The 13,684-nt window shown below is 42.8% G+C and carries 13 protein-coding genes; 2 read left to right on the forward strand and 11 right to left on the reverse strand.

Annotated features, from left to right (window positions below; genetic code table 11):
- Window positions 1-166: 166 nt before the first annotated feature.
- The 3 genes from pyrR to A3775_RS15645 all read right to left on the reverse strand — a co-directional run bounded on the left by pyrR (window position 167) and on the right by A3775_RS15645 (window position 2,438).
- Entirely contained in the window at window positions 167-709 is a 543-nt protein-coding gene (pyrR, locus tag A3775_RS15635; protein ID WP_066375440.1) for a bifunctional pyr operon transcriptional regulator/uracil phosphoribosyltransferase PyrR, read from the reverse strand.
- Between the two features lie 173 nt (window positions 710-882).
- On the reverse strand, window positions 883-1,842 hold the full coding sequence (gene cbiB / locus A3775_RS15640) for an adenosylcobinamide-phosphate synthase CbiB (protein WP_066375437.1): 960 nt from the start codon (window positions 1,840-1,842) through the stop codon (window positions 883-885).
- A gap of 152 nt (window positions 1,843-1,994) precedes the next feature.
- Entirely contained in the window at window positions 1,995-2,438 is a 444-nt protein-coding gene (locus A3775_RS15645; protein WP_066425766.1) for an Rrf2 family transcriptional regulator, read from the reverse strand.
- 386 nt (window positions 2,439-2,824) lie between these two features.
- Between A3775_RS15645 and A3775_RS15650 the strand changes: the two genes are divergently transcribed.
- On the forward strand, window positions 2,825-3,238 hold the full coding sequence (locus tag A3775_RS15650) for an AbrB family transcriptional regulator (protein ID WP_066375434.1): 414 nt from the start codon (window positions 2,825-2,827) through the stop codon (window positions 3,236-3,238).
- A gap of 87 nt (window positions 3,239-3,325) precedes the next feature.
- On the opposite strand, the gene A3775_RS15655 is transcribed toward A3775_RS15650, so the two are convergent.
- Entirely contained in the window at window positions 3,326-5,203 is a 1,878-nt protein-coding gene (locus tag A3775_RS15655; protein ID WP_066375433.1) for a chloride channel protein, read from the reverse strand.
- Window positions 5,204-5,673: 470 nt separating this feature from the next.
- Between A3775_RS15655 and A3775_RS15660 the strand changes: the two genes are divergently transcribed.
- Window positions 5,674-6,060 (forward strand): hypothetical protein, encoded by a 387-nt coding sequence (locus tag A3775_RS15660; protein WP_066375423.1) that lies wholly within the window; start codon window positions 5,674-5,676, stop codon window positions 6,058-6,060.
- 85 nt (window positions 6,061-6,145) lie between these two features.
- Here A3775_RS15660 and A3775_RS15665 read toward each other — a convergent pair whose 3' ends face one another.
- The 7 genes from A3775_RS15665 to A3775_RS15695 form a co-directional block, all read right to left on the reverse strand.
- Entirely contained in the window at window positions 6,146-7,765 is a 1,620-nt protein-coding gene (locus A3775_RS15665; RefSeq protein ID WP_066375421.1) for a glycosyltransferase family 39 protein, read from the reverse strand.
- A gap of 243 nt (window positions 7,766-8,008) precedes the next feature.
- Entirely contained in the window at window positions 8,009-9,301 is a 1,293-nt protein-coding gene (locus A3775_RS15670) for a recombinase family protein (protein ID WP_066425769.1), read from the reverse strand.
- 160 nt (window positions 9,302-9,461) lie between these two features.
- A complete protein-coding gene (locus A3775_RS15675; RefSeq protein ID WP_066375415.1) occupies window positions 9,462-9,821 on the reverse strand; it encodes a VOC family protein in 360 nt (119 codons plus the stop codon).
- A gap of 378 nt (window positions 9,822-10,199) precedes the next feature.
- The gene (locus tag A3775_RS15680; protein ID WP_066375412.1) at window positions 10,200-10,469 is read right to left on the reverse strand and encodes a DUF2795 domain-containing protein; all 270 of its coding nucleotides are present in this window, start codon (window positions 10,467-10,469) and stop codon (window positions 10,200-10,202) included.
- Window positions 10,470-10,800: 331 nt separating this feature from the next.
- Entirely contained in the window at window positions 10,801-11,487 is a 687-nt protein-coding gene (locus tag A3775_RS15685) for a PHP domain-containing protein (RefSeq protein ID WP_066375410.1), read from the reverse strand.
- A 397-nt stretch (window positions 11,488-11,884) separates the two neighbouring features.
- Entirely contained in the window at window positions 11,885-12,907 is a 1,023-nt protein-coding gene (gene purM, locus A3775_RS15690; protein WP_066375404.1) for a phosphoribosylformylglycinamidine cyclo-ligase, read from the reverse strand.
- A gap of 557 nt (window positions 12,908-13,464) precedes the next feature.
- A complete protein-coding gene (locus tag A3775_RS15695; protein ID WP_066375399.1) occupies window positions 13,465-13,671 on the reverse strand; it encodes a hypothetical protein in 207 nt (68 codons plus the stop codon).
- Window positions 13,672-13,684: the final 13 nt, after the last annotated feature.

Below are 13,684 nucleotides of genomic sequence, written 5' to 3' on the forward strand. Positions count from 1 at the left end.
ACCTTGGAAGTCGAGGATTACAGAGATAAAGTCCAAAAAAATTGGACATATTTATCCAATAAAACCTACTTTGGGGTTATTTGATAATCCCTCTATGGGAATAAAAACAGGATAGAGCATGGGGCGTATGGCATGAGATTTTTCCCCTCTGCTCCCCCTGCTCCCCTTAATAACCAATTAACTCCACCGCATCCTTGTGATCCCAATCTTGCAAATAAACTTTCACAATTTCTTCTTTAGCAGTTGGTAGCTGCTTACCGATAAAATCTGGATGAATGGGTAACTCCCGATGACCTCTATCTACCAACACCGCTAAACGAATAATTTCCGGTCTACCGTACTCATTAACAGCATTCAAAGCGGCGCGAATTGTCCGTCCTTTAAAAATCACATCATCCACCAACACAACGGTTTTACCTGTCAAGTCAAAAGGGATATTGGTTTTTGCCGGAGTTCGCAAACCAATTTTGTCAAGGTCATCCCGATAAAAGGTAATATCTAAGGCTCCCACCGCTACGCTTACGCCTTCTAAGGACTCTATCTGTCGTGCTAACAGTTCCGCCAACGGTACACCACGGGTATAGATACCAATCAGCACCAACTGAGATAAATCTCGTGTTCTTTCGATAATTTGAGAAGCCAAACGTGTGACAGTCCGACGTAAGTCTTCTGAAGAAAGGATTTCAACTACTTTAGCAGGTGTAGCCATAGACCAATAACCCTGAGTAAAGAACAACACCAGAATGGAGAGCAGGGAGGCTCTTGAGGCTCTTGAGGCAAGGGAGCAGGGAGCAGGGAGAAACGGAGAAAGTTCTCTCCCCCTTGCCGCCTGCACCCTGCCCCAATTCTTCTTTCCCAGTCAACAGTCAAGAGTCCCCATCTTTAGAGTATCAAGAGTATGACAATGGCTATTCCTAACCATAGTAAAAAGCAATATCTCGTTATTTGCAAAGCATGGTCAATATGATTGGGGTTGATGGGATAGATAGCATCACCTAAAAGTGGTTTTGGCTTTGGCACTCCCCGATACCAATTTATCCCTCCCATTTGTACCCCCAAAATTGCTGCATAGGCGCACTCACTCCAACCAGAATTAGGACTGGGATCATTACCTGCGTCTCGGCGACAAATGCGCCATACATCTAGAGGCTTATTGGATATCAAACCTAAAGTCAAGACTGTCAGGCGACAAGGCAACCAAGTTAAATAGTCTTCTAACCGCGCACTGAACCATCCTAAATATGTATATGGTGCTTCTCGATAACCCACCATAGAATCTAGGGTACTGCTGGCTTTATATGCCAAAGCGAAAGGAACTGCTCCCACACCTGGAATACAAGCCCCCACAATTGCATAAAATAGTGGAGACATCACGCCATCGGTAGCATTTTCTGTGACTGTTTCTAAAACGGCGCGCAAAATTTCTGATTTTGACAGATTTTCTGTATCTCGGCCGACATAGTTACTTAAAGTTTGGCGAGCTAATTTTATATCTTTCGCTATTAACGGTTGTAAAACATCAACTGCTGCATTTCGCAAACTTCTAAGCGCAAAGCAACTGGCTAAAATAATGCTTTCTATAGCAATTGCTAACAGTGGATGCAGCCATTTGGCTATTTGCACTATGAACCAACCCACTCCACCGCTACCAATAATTAATATTAGGGCTAAGGCAATTCCAGCTATCCTACGTGTGAGCGAGTGGTGAAACAGGTGCAAAAAAAATTTGCTTAGGTGGGAAATTACCCACCCCATGACTTGCACGGGATGAGGCCATCCCCAAGGATCACCTATTAAGTAATCTAAAATTGCCGCAATGATTAAAACAATCGCTGATAACACTTTTGGTTAGGGGCTAGGGATTGGTGGGGACTGGGGAAGCGGAGGAAGCAGAGGAAGCAGAGGGAGCAGAGGGAGCAGAGGGAGAAAAACTAATGACTAATAACTAATGACTAATCACTAATGACTAATGACTAATCACTAATGACTAATGACTAAACCACAAAATTCGCTTCTTCTCCTAGGGAGGCTTGCCAGCTACGAGCATCGTAATATAAATCTGCCAGAGTAATACTGTATAAAGCTTCTTTGAGTTTTTGGTTGAGTTGTTGCCACAGGGTAAATGTTACCCAATCTTCTGTTTGTGCTGGGGTGGGGGTGTGATGGGGTAAATGAGTGATGCTTTCACCCACTGCTTCTAAAATTTGTCCTATGGAGATTTGTACAGGTTCTTTTGCTAGTTGGTAGCCGCCAATGCTACCGCGAATTGATGTTACTAACCCAGCCCGACGCATTTCTATTAGTAATTTTTCTAGGTATGGGGCAGGGATATCTTGACGTTTAGCGATCGCTTTCACAGATGCAGGGCCATAACTTGGTTGCAAACTCAAGTCCAGTAAAGCCTTTACACTGTAGTGTCCTCTAGTAGTTAGTTTCATTCGTCATTAGTCATTCGTCATTAGTCATTCGTCACATCCTGATTAGCAACTTGGGTTAACTTATGACTAATGACTGATCATCAGTTGTGCTGATCATTTTGCCCCTCAATGATTAACTTGAGCAAGTAGACAACTTTTGTTGCACCACTTTAGAAAACTTAAATAAATATAGTTTAGCAGTGATTCACAAACTAGATATAGTTAGCCGCATGATCAAAAATTATATTGTCTTGCCAATATTAAAAATTGTGCAATAATTTTGGCTATGAGTGTAATATACTTGGCTAGGCTGAGATAAAAACTCAAGGATACTACTCCTATTAGCTTAATTCAGCTAAAATAAAATCGATTCAACTACTTCAACCATTGATTTTCGACCTAAGTTGATGCCTAAACTGAAAAAAATTGAACCTCTAGTCGGTGAAGAACTGCTCACAAAAGTTAAAGAGCTAGGGAACCTGAGCAAAGAAGAAAAAGCCAAGCAGTGCGGCTACTACACCGTGACCAAAAATGGTGTAGAGCGTGTCAATATGATGAAATTCTTGAATGCCTTAATTGATGCTGAAGGCATTCAGTTAGACAGTTCACCCAATAGTAATGGACGGGGTGGACGCAGTGCTAGCTATAGAATTAGTGTGCAATCGAATGGTAACTTGTTGATTGGTTCAGCTTATACAAAACAGATGAACCTCAAACCAGGAGATGAGTTTGTAATTACTCTCGGCAAAAAGCACATTCGTCTGAGACAGGTAGATGAAGATGAAAAAATAGGTGCGGAAGCTGAAGAAGCTACCGCCTAAATAGTCAACATTTCCCAGTCCCAAGTCAATAGTCCACAGTCCTGTTCTTAGTTTAATGGCATCAGTGAGTTAGCTAATGACTAACAACTAATGACTAATGACTACCTGAGCAACTGCTTTGCGTGTAACTGCTAAGTTACACGTTAATGTAATTTGCGCTCGATCTAACAAACCCAAAATCTGCTCATGGTTGTCTCGTGCTACCACAGGTAATTGATGTAAACCTCTCAGTGTCATGCGGTCTAAAGCCTCAGATAAAGGTTCATCTAGCCAAGCATAAAGAATATCCGTGGTACAGATATCTATGATAGTTTGCATGGCTAAGTTACCCTGATTTTCAGTTGAGGAATTAGGGTAATTTTGCCATACAGAAAGGGTGCGGTTTAGGTCTTCTAAGGAGAGGATACCAACTAATTGGTCGGCGGCATCAACTACTAAAGCACTGCGAGTGCGATCGCGGATCATTTCCTTGGCTGCTTCTAACACCCCTAAAGTTGCAGGTAGTTTTTTGGGACAAGCCAGCATAGCATCCTCTACTAAAAGTTGCTGCACAATTTCTAAGAGTTCATCTTTCAATTCTGAAAGACCAATTTGTTGCAGGTTAGAGTTAGAGTTAGTGTTGGGTTTGATCTGCTCAACTAGCCACACACTTAAACTCACAGCGGCCATCAGTGGTAAAACAATGCGGTAGTCGCGGGTGAGTTCAAACAGCATCAAAATGGCTGTTAATGGTGCTCTCACACTGCCAGCTAAGACTGCTGCCATCCCCACCATTGCGTAAGCAGGAGGAGCAGCCATATATTCGCCAATGCTGGGGACTACTAAAGCCAGAATTTTGGCATAAGCTGATCCCAAAGAAGCACCAAGAAACATAGCTGGTGCAAACACACCACCGACAAAGCCGCTACCGACACTAATCGCAGTGATTAGCAGCTTGACTATGAGTAAAGCCAGCAATAAATCCAAAGAAAATTCTACATCTTGCAGCATGGCTTGGACAGTGCTATATCCAATACCCAAAACTTGCGGCAATTGCAAAGCCACTGCCCCAATAATTGCACCGCCGATGATGGGATGAATGGGTTTAGGGATGCTACCTAAAAACCGCAAACCGGGAATTGCACCTGCAAAGCCGGCTGTTGCCCAACGAATGGCTTGTTTATAAACCAAAGAAACTAAACTAGCCCCCAAACCCAACCCTAAATAAATCGGCAACTCAAAAGGACTGCGGACTTGATATACAGGTAAAGCAAAAGCAGGTTGCGCCCCTAAACCAATTTGAGCAATCAAAGCGGCTACGACTGCGGCTAGTAATACCACACTCACAGCCGAAGTAGCGAAAGATGTCGCCCCCATGACTACCTCTAGGGCAAAAAATACCCCAGCGATGGGGGCATTAAAGCCGGCTGCTAATCCCGCCGCCGCCCCGGCTCCCAAAAGTAAACGCTGTCGCTCTTGTGATACTTGCAGGATTAAAGAGAGCAACATCCCAAAGTTAGCACCAATCTCCACACTCGGCCCTTCTGGCCCCAAAGAGGCACCACTGCCCAAAGACACGGATGCAGCTAACATTTTGGTGACAGGGCGTAGTTGTCGCTGGATTTCGGTACCATTTGAAGCCGCAATCAGAGAAGATAGCCCAGGGCCAAAGTCTTGGGTGCGCCAGCGCATCAACCCGACGACGCATCCACCCAGGATGGGAACTAAAGCTAGCGTCCAAGCTCCCCAAACACCAATTGCACCCATGAAATTTTCCAGCAATAGATCATGGATTAGCTCAATCAAATAGTGAAACGTTACCACACCCATTCCCGTACCGCCGCCGATAATTAGAGCTAAAAACAGCACAACGGTTTCTGGGGATAATTGAAATCGGTTAACTAGATGTAATAAATGGCTAGAAGGTGTAGGAAAGGCTGGTGGTTCCTTTGCCTTCCTCAAGTCGGCAGGAGGCAATAGAGTCATTGAAAAACGGGGGTGAATTTCAGCAGAAATTGAAATTTTTATCTGTTATTTCTCATTGTCAGCCATGATTTATCTACCAGACAAGTCTATTTGCTGGGCTTGATTGACAAAGCCTTGGGAAAAAAAATTTGCTAGTCTTAATTTTTCTAGAGATAATAGTTAAATGAGAGTGAACTTATGGTAAATGAGCAACGCTTAGTAGTAAGGTATGAGTTATTACTGTTTCAATTCTCTATCAGAGAGAATCTAGGATCAGCAACCTCAGTGGATAAACCATAGGTCAGCAACTAATAAAAACCATCCTTGCCTCAATACAGCTATCCTCGCGTTGTAGCCATTGATTCCTCTTCTGTGGGAGTGGAGTGTGACGAATGACTGAAGTTATACACAAAGGTTCGTTTTCTCAGCATTGCTTGGGAATTCTATATAAAGATAGTAAAGCGAGTGAATGGACTAAACGGACAAGGTAGATGAATACACACACCTTTGATAATCATTATGTTAATTGCCCAGTTTGCCAAAGGCATACAAAGGTAAAACTGATTAAATCTTATATTGGTTTATTTACTTGTCCGTATTGCCAAGAACGATTGGTAGTGTGTCAAAGTGGTCATTATGTGCGCGATCCATTTACTCTGAATCAGATGGTGATCTGTTCAGCACTACGTCGTCAAAGCAGTCCTTTAGCGAGAATTATACGAGATTTTATCCTTTGCAAGCGTCCTTTAGTCGCTTTTGCTGTAGGAAGTGCGATTATTGTCAGCATGATTACTGTGACTCAGCAAAGGACAAGTTATGAACCGCAGCAGTTGAATAAAGTAGAGGAAGTTGAGCGCAAATTAGAGAGTGGGGAATAGGGATTAGGCAGGGTAGCTCTGAGCAGGGAGCAAGGAATATCCTACACCCTGCCCTAATTCTTCTGGTTTCCTAGTCCCCAATCGCTCACCAGCGATTTTTGTCTTTGGTAACTAAGTTCCAACCTTCGGTTTTGTCAACTATTTTCATCGCATCTAACTGGAGATTTTGCAAGTCAGAACCTTTAATGAGTAGGTGGGGTTGTGGGTTTTGTTGCCAATAAGATTGTAATTCCTGAATGGAAGCCGGAATAATAGTGCGATCGCTATAAAATTCTAATGAGGGGCGATACTGGGGAAAGGATATATAAATTTTTTTCACATCTGGATTAACACGGTTAATCATGGCGGCGACTGGCTTGACTGGATAGACTGGTGATAATTCCCCAGCCCAATAGTTAGATTTGATGAGCAATAGCAATGAAACATAGCTTCCCCAAAACAACACCTTGAGAAATTGTCCATCGCCTCGTTCGGCTAAAATGGCTGCTAGTGTCATAGTTAACGCGACGGTGGCAAAAATTAGCTGCAATTCAATTTTTAAATTTGTACCCCAACTAAAATAAATGCTGCTAGCAGAAGCTACCAAAGCCAATATTGATAAACCAGCTACCCAATTACGGGGATAAGGTGACAATAAAGGTAACTTTTCTATTTCTGCTAACTCAGCACCGAAAGCTAACGCTAAACAAGGGTAAATTGGGAATATATAGCCAGAAAATTTGGTGCTGACGAGGGAAATTAGCAGTAAATAAACTCCACACCATACTAAAATCAGTTTTGCCCAACTCAGGTTACGATTTGACCACACTAAACGGGCAGTCTGTGGTAAAAATATTAACCAAGGCCAATTCCATTTGAGTATTTCAATGATATAAAACCAAGGTGCGTGGGCATGCTCAGGGGCAATGATCCCGACTTGATGAACAGATGGATTCCACAAGCCATGCTGGGCGAAAGCATAACCGTAGCGCAGTAGTTGAGCTACATACCATCCAGCCACAGGTAAGATGCCAATGCAGATTCCTATCCAGAGATAGCGACTGGTGAGTAATCTGGGCGTATCCCAAAATAAAAAGGCGATCGCGACAATCGCGAACAAGATACTTACAATTCCTTGAGTTAGACAAATCAAGCCAAAACTCAGCCCAATACCTAAGCAGTAGCGTAAATCCCGGCGCGATCGCAACACGCACAACATCATGATTAGCAAAAAACTCACCACTACCCCATCTAACATTGCCAACCTGCCATGACGTACCACAGGCAACATTGTCAGATAGACTAAGCTGCTATAAATCGCAACCCAACGGTGACGAAACATCTCTCGCCCTAAACAATACAGTAAAGGTACGGAAAGCGATGTTAAAATTGCACTGGGTAAACGTGTCGTGAACTCACTCACGCCGCCCAGAGAATAGGCACCAGCAATCAGGATATGCAGCAAAGGCGGCTTGTTATAGTAAGGTTCTCCTCCCAGGGTAGGGTATAGCCATCGCATTGTCTCTGCTGGCGCACGCCAAATTTCCTTAGCTACTTGCGCCACAGTAGCCTCATGCCAATCTTGCAACGGTAATCCTTCCAGGTTAATGCTAAAAAGTAGCAATGCTGCTATGAGCAACACTACTAACCACAGCCTGTCAACCCAATTTTCAGCCGTGCGGTGCTGTTTTGCTAGATGACTCCAAATAAAGCTTCCTTCTCGCATATTCTATGCTAATCATTTTACTTGCTGGTTCGATCACATAGAGATCAAAGAAAATCTCTCATGCCTCCACCGAATAACAACCTGAGATTCTGAGCCAATACTAAATTCCCAGATTAGCTCAATTTTCTCTCGTCAGCGATAATTTTTTGGGAAAATTGTCTGAGATGTGAGTCAAATGATTAAATAATTCTGTTTTGCCAAAGATGATACAAATATAGTTCAACAGACTGTGCTAATTACCGATTAAAAAATAAAAATCACCTGCAAATCCCAATCTTGATTTTGACGTACAATCTCAATTTGTTTGATAAATTCCCGAAAGTAAAATCTGCGCTCTGCTTCTGATAAATCTAGCCAAAACTGAGGAATAGAAACCGTCTGAGCGACTTTCAGTAAATTTACGGGGGGAAGAGTCGCTAATTTTGCTTGGAGTGCAGAGATTTCTGTGCGGAGTTTGTAAGCTCTTAACTGTGCGGTTTGGGTGTCTAAAATACCAGTTTCGACTAAGGCGGGTAACTGTTGGAGGATTTCTTGCTGACGAGCGATCGCATCCCCTAAACTATGTTTAACTGTATCCAATTCGGGAGAATTCAGCCCTGCCACGGCTGTGGGTAAATTACAGCATACCTGATTAATTGTGCGGTGCAAAATTTCCTGGTAGGAAATAGCCCGACACTTAGGAAGTTGAGGACAACTAATGGGGCGTAAATATAAATACTCTTTATTTTGATGGCGTTGAGTCACACGAGTAATTGTCATCTGTGACTGACACTGCTGACAGATAACCAACCCAGCCAAAGAACGCGGCGCACTAGCAGCGCGGGATGGTAAGCGACTATTGCGGCGTAAAAGTCGATCAATTTGAGCAGCTTCTTCTCTAGAAATAATCGGAATATGGGTATTCGAGATAATCTCACCATGTTGATAAGCCGTATCACCCCGATACACAGGATTAGTTAACCAACGCTTGCCGGTAGTCACAGAAATTTTTTTACCATACTTTTTCGCCAGATAACGCACAGCACCCCGCAGAGAACCGTAGAGTAAAAAGTGGTCAAAAAAATCCTTAACTACTGGTGAAGTAGTACGATCTATAATGTATTTACCCTTACCTCTACGGTAGCCGTAGGGAGGTTTTCCCGGTGGTGGTGCCGCATCTAGACGATTGCGAGCGTGTCCTTGACGGATACGACGGCTACGTTGTTGATATTGGATATGTTGTAATAATTTCAGTAAGTCGGCGTGGGGATGGGAAGTTTGAGAGTTGTAGCCTTGCTCAGTAGCAATCACCATTATACCTAAAGCTGTAAGTTGATTCAGGCGATCGCTTACCTCCTCTAGATTATCCCCCAATTCTTCCAAACGACGCACTAGCAGACAATCGACAGATTCACTTTCACAGTCGCGCAATAATTCATTCAACCCAGAACGCTTACCCAAATCCTCATATACCCGTTCTACCTCCTGCCCCCAATCAATCGACACAGGAGCAGTTTCTAACAAGGGATCACTGTAAATGTAAGCGATAATTGTCATTAGTCATTAGTTATTAGTCATTAGTCATTAGTCATTAGTCATTAGTCATTAGTTATTAGTCATTAGTTATTAGTCATTAGTTTTTCTCCCCCTGCCTCCCCTGCCTCCCCTGCCTCCCCTGCCTCCCCTGCCTCCCCTGCTCCCCTGCTCCCCTGCTCCCTCAAACCTGACTTAATTCAACTACATTCCCATCTGGATCTTTAACAAAGATAGCAGCTCTACCAGAGGCACTGGTTTGAATGGGATAATTTTGAGCAAGTAATTCTTGCTTGGCTGCTTCTAAGTCTGCAACTGCCAAAGCAATGTGGGGGTTACGTCCCCATTTTTCGTTGGGGTTGTCTGTCGGGACATTGGACGCAACTATTAGGTGAATTTGATAGTCTCCGATTTGATACCATGCACCAGGATATTTTAAGGTGCGGTTGATTTTTGATAAGCCTAATATTTTACCATAAAAGTATTCTGAGCGTTCTAAGTCAGTGACGAGAATAGCTGTATGGAGACTCTGAGTAATCTGCATTTTTGGTCTTTTGTGAGCGCGTTTATCTAAATTTTGACTTAATTGGCTCTACAGAATCAATGAGACGCGCAAAACTCAGCAATTTCACTTTTACAGGACTTACGCAACTGGCATATTAGTAGGGTGCGTCAGATATCAAAAATACGTTTATTGACAGCATTTAAACAGTCTGACGCACCCTAGAGGACATTTGTAATGTGACACTTGCGTAAGTCCTATTTTAGCCTCAATAGCGAAATTCTTCCTGTTCGTTGATTACATGAGCAGGAAGAACTTTTCTTAACTGATGTCTTGCTATTAATCACCAAAGCCAGATGAAGATTTCCAGAATTCACTAGATAGTATGCCCAGTAGTTTACCTATCTAATTCTAAGTTGATTATTCTCTTGTACTTTCACTGATGACTTCGACTAATTCCGGCATACTGTCAAATCGATCTCTACCTGTTTGATCGAGTAGGGTTTTTAAATCTATGGTCTTTTCTTTTGTCCAGTGAATTTCCTCATGACCTTTTGCTTGTTGGAGTATTTCGTCTTTACTAGCAGGAAAGTCTATCCCTGACAGTGCTTGAGTTACTGCGGCTACTCCATAAGCTTCGCCTTTATCTGGGCCGCGATGTTCGCGTCCTTTTTCTGATTCAGTAGGCATAATATTCTCCTGACAGAATCGTCATTGAGATATTTACCTTTCTAGTTTAAAACTGTGATTTATAATAGCCTTCTGTCTGGGGAATTAATCTTGTTGGTTGGTCAAGCAATCCCAGCTATATTTTGATGGCTTTTCTGGGAATTTTCTGAATAAAAAACTATTATGAATGCTCAAGTATAACTGTTAATTCAAATAAACTTTAATTTCGATATTAATATGCAAAATTAACCAAATTTAAGTCATCGTCACGGGGTAATGAGTTGTGGCTTTCTATCATGGACAAAATCCCCTGGCGGGTTAAACCAGGAGTTTTGAATAATGACAGCCATGTTTATAATCGTTGGAGTAGGCTTAAACCGTGGGTATCAGTACCACAAGTATTAAAAATTCCATAATTCTCAGCTAATTGCTGTATTTGTTGGGATTGTTGAAGGCTAGGTTTCCAGGGTTTGGGGTTGTTGTAGGCGTAGAATGTTTCTACACCATCGATCCCATATTCCACGGCGGTGGGAATTAAGTCAAAGTGCGATCGCTTATAACGTGCGGGGTGCGCCAATACAGCTAATCCCCCGGCTGCTTGAATAGCTGCAATCACGTTGGCGGCTTGATATTGTTTTCCGGTAGTCACCTTTTTTTGGAGATAAGGTTTCATCCTCGGATGTTCTAGCTCAAAAGCGTATGCCAAAATATGAACTTCCACATCCAATAAATTGGCGTTGATTTCTACACCAGTCCATAAATGCGGAGTTTCTGCGCCTGGGTGATTCCATTTCCAGTTTTCTAGCCAAACTTGCGCCGCTTCATACCCACCGACACTATGATGATCTGTAATCGCCAAGCCTTTTAAACCAATAGCGATCGCTTGCTCCATTAACACACTCGGCTCTAACTTGCCATCTGAGTGGACAGTGTGGATATGAAAATTAAACAATCTTGGACAACTTTGAGCATCTATATTTTGAAATACTTGCTGTAACAGTTCACTATTAGCAGATGTCTGGGCAAAATTTACAACCATAACCCCCTCTGATAAAAAAATAAGTAACTTTTTACACACCTACAAGCCACATCTAGAAATCAGAATTTTACAGCACTTGACATGAGTGCTGAACATGATTTTTGCAGTTTTCAACAGCCAAAATTTTGCAATATGTTAAGACTACGTTAGCAAATTTGAATGCTTATGGTCATGAGTATTTCCAATTACCTTGATAAGTGTGCGTAACAAATATTTCTTATATAAGTTTTTATACATAAAATGTACGGGTATCTTGTAGGGTGCGTCAGAAAAGGTAATGTGATAAACATCAACAGATTTTCCACATCTGACGCACCCTACTAACGTACCAGTTGCGTAAGTCCTGATTTGGTAGAACTATTCAGCCGCTTGAAACCCCTAGCAATAATGCACTTGATTACAATCCTATCAACTCACCTTCACCAGTCATCACCTCACCCACAACAAAAGCGGGAATATCCTGTGATTGAAAGAAGGTAACTGTTTGTTCGGCTTGATGGGGTGGTACTAACAGCACAAAACCGATACCCATGTTAAAGGTGTTATACATCGCTTGTGCATTTACAGAACCGGCTTGAGCTAACCATTGAAACAAAGGCGGAATTGTCCAACTGTTGGGGTAAATTTGAATTGATTGACCTTTGCCCAGACATCGAGGTAAATTTTCCGGTAAACCACCACCTGTAATATGTGCCATCCCGTGAATTTCTAAGCCGGTTTGTCTGGCGGCGAGAACGGGTTTAACATAAATACGTGTAGGTTGGAGGAATGTTTCGCCGATAGTTTTACCACCCAACAATTCTGGTGTGTCATTCCAAGAAAATCCGCGATCGCTGACAATCTTACGCACTAAGCTTAAACCATTACTGTGTACCCCAGAACTAGGGAGTGCGATCGCTACATCTCCCACTTGTACCTGGGAACCGTCCAACATTTGGCTTTTTTCCACAATTCCCACCGAGAAGCCAGCCAAGTCATACTCGCCGACTTGGTAAAAGCCAGGCATTTCTGCGGTTTCTCCACCCAACAAGGCGCAACCAGCCAACCGACACCCAGAAGCAATACCCGCCACTACCTGAGTCAACTGTTCTTTATCTAGTTTGCCGGTGGCTACATAATCTAAAAAGAATAATGGTTCTGCACCCGATGTCAGCACATCATTAACACACATGGCGACTAAATCAATCCCCACGGTGTCATGACGGTTGAGAAGGTGGGCAATTTTTAGCTTTGTTCCTACACCATCAGTTCCAGAAACCAAAACTGGCTCTTTGTAACCGCTTGGCAGTTGGAAACAACCACCAAAACCCCCCAATCCGCCGATAACTTCCGGCCTAAAGGTACTATGAACCAAATTGCGAATTTGATCTACAAAGGCTCTACCAGCCTCAACATCAACCCCTGCATCCCGATAATCCATAAGAGTAAGTTATTAGTCATGAGTCATTAGTCATTAGTCCATAGTCTATAGTCCATAGTCAATAGTCTATGGCAGTGACATACTCCTACACTGATGCAAGCATACAGTGTAGGCTTCTCAACCAATCCAGAAGACAGCTTAGGAGGCGTTGAGCTTTGTTTTAAGTCCACGGGATGCCCCACCGCAGACTGTAAATTTCTGACCTTGTACCCTACAAATTTTACTGTCCTGGATGAGATGCTGCATCTTTTCGCGCTATGGGACAAACCCGGAGGTGATTTGTATTGATCAAGATGTGCCTACTTGCTTTTATGCTGTGCAACGGAGTCGCTTACCAATAATCGTAATGCTACTGGGCAGAGGCTTATCAGACACCAATAGGGGTGAAGTTAACCAAATCTATTCTATCAAAAAATACAGAAATTGGCGATTTGTCGCCCACCCCACGCTTTCAACGAGTGATAGTCGTTATTGGTCGGGGGTGGGACTCCTTATCGCCCCAAAATTCATCTCCAAACCTCCCTATCGGGTAGGTGAGAGGCTTCTTTTTGTTTTAGCTAAAATACTTCATTTTCTAAGCCATGCCACCATTCACCCAAATTCATCAAGTCTTCGTGAATATCGGCTAATTCTTGAGCATAGGCATCTTCTGAAAGCGTGTCTCGCCTCTCTTGTAGTTTTTTCAGGCGCAACTGTACCAATAGCCAGGGTTTAGCAATGCTATTGGTTGATTCCATGTAATGTGCTAGTTCTTTGCTATCCATAGTTTTCAAGACA

Origin of the sequence: Anabaena sp. 4-3, assembly GCF_001597745.1 — a bacterium.
Taxonomy (GTDB): domain Bacteria; phylum Cyanobacteriota; class Cyanobacteriia; order Cyanobacteriales; family Nostocaceae; genus Trichormus.

Excerpts from the sequence above, each read along its gene's own strand:
- A3775_RS15680 (WP_066375412.1), bottom strand. The coding sequence starts at position 10,469 with ATGCCTACTGAATCAGAAAAAGGACGCGAACATCGCGGCCCAGATAAA.
- pyrR (WP_066375440.1), bottom strand. The coding sequence starts at position 709 with ATGGCTACACCTGCTAAAGTAGTTGAAATCCTTTCTTCAGAAGACTTA.
- A3775_RS15650 (WP_066375434.1), top strand. The coding sequence starts at position 2,825 with ATGCCTAAACTGAAAAAAATTGAACCTCTAGTCGGTGAAGAACTGCTC.
- A3775_RS15685 (WP_066375410.1), bottom strand. The coding sequence starts at position 11,487 with ATGGTTGTAAATTTTGCCCAGACATCTGCTAATAGTGAACTGTTACAG.
- A3775_RS15670 (WP_066425769.1), bottom strand. The coding sequence starts at position 9,301 with ATGACAATTATCGCTTACATTTACAGTGATCCCTTGTTAGAAACTGCT.
- A3775_RS15665 (WP_066375421.1), bottom strand. The coding sequence starts at position 7,765 with ATGCGAGAAGGAAGCTTTATTTGGAGTCATCTAGCAAAACAGCACCGC.
- A3775_RS15675 (WP_066375415.1), bottom strand. The coding sequence starts at position 9,821 with ATGCAGATTACTCAGAGTCTCCATACAGCTATTCTCGTCACTGACTTA.
- A3775_RS15655 (WP_066375433.1), bottom strand. The coding sequence starts at position 5,203 with ATGACTCTATTGCCTCCTGCCGACTTGAGGAAGGCAAAGGAACCACCA.
- purM (WP_066375404.1), bottom strand. The coding sequence starts at position 12,907 with ATGGATTATCGGGATGCAGGGGTTGATGTTGAGGCTGGTAGAGCCTTT.
- A3775_RS15660 (WP_066375423.1), top strand. The coding sequence starts at position 5,674 with ATGAATACACACACCTTTGATAATCATTATGTTAATTGCCCAGTTTGC.
- A3775_RS15645 (WP_066425766.1), bottom strand. The coding sequence starts at position 2,438 with ATGAAACTAACTACTAGAGGACACTACAGTGTAAAGGCTTTACTGGAC.
- A3775_RS15695 (WP_066375399.1), bottom strand. The coding sequence starts at position 13,671 with ATGGATAGCAAAGAACTAGCACATTACATGGAATCAACCAATAGCATT.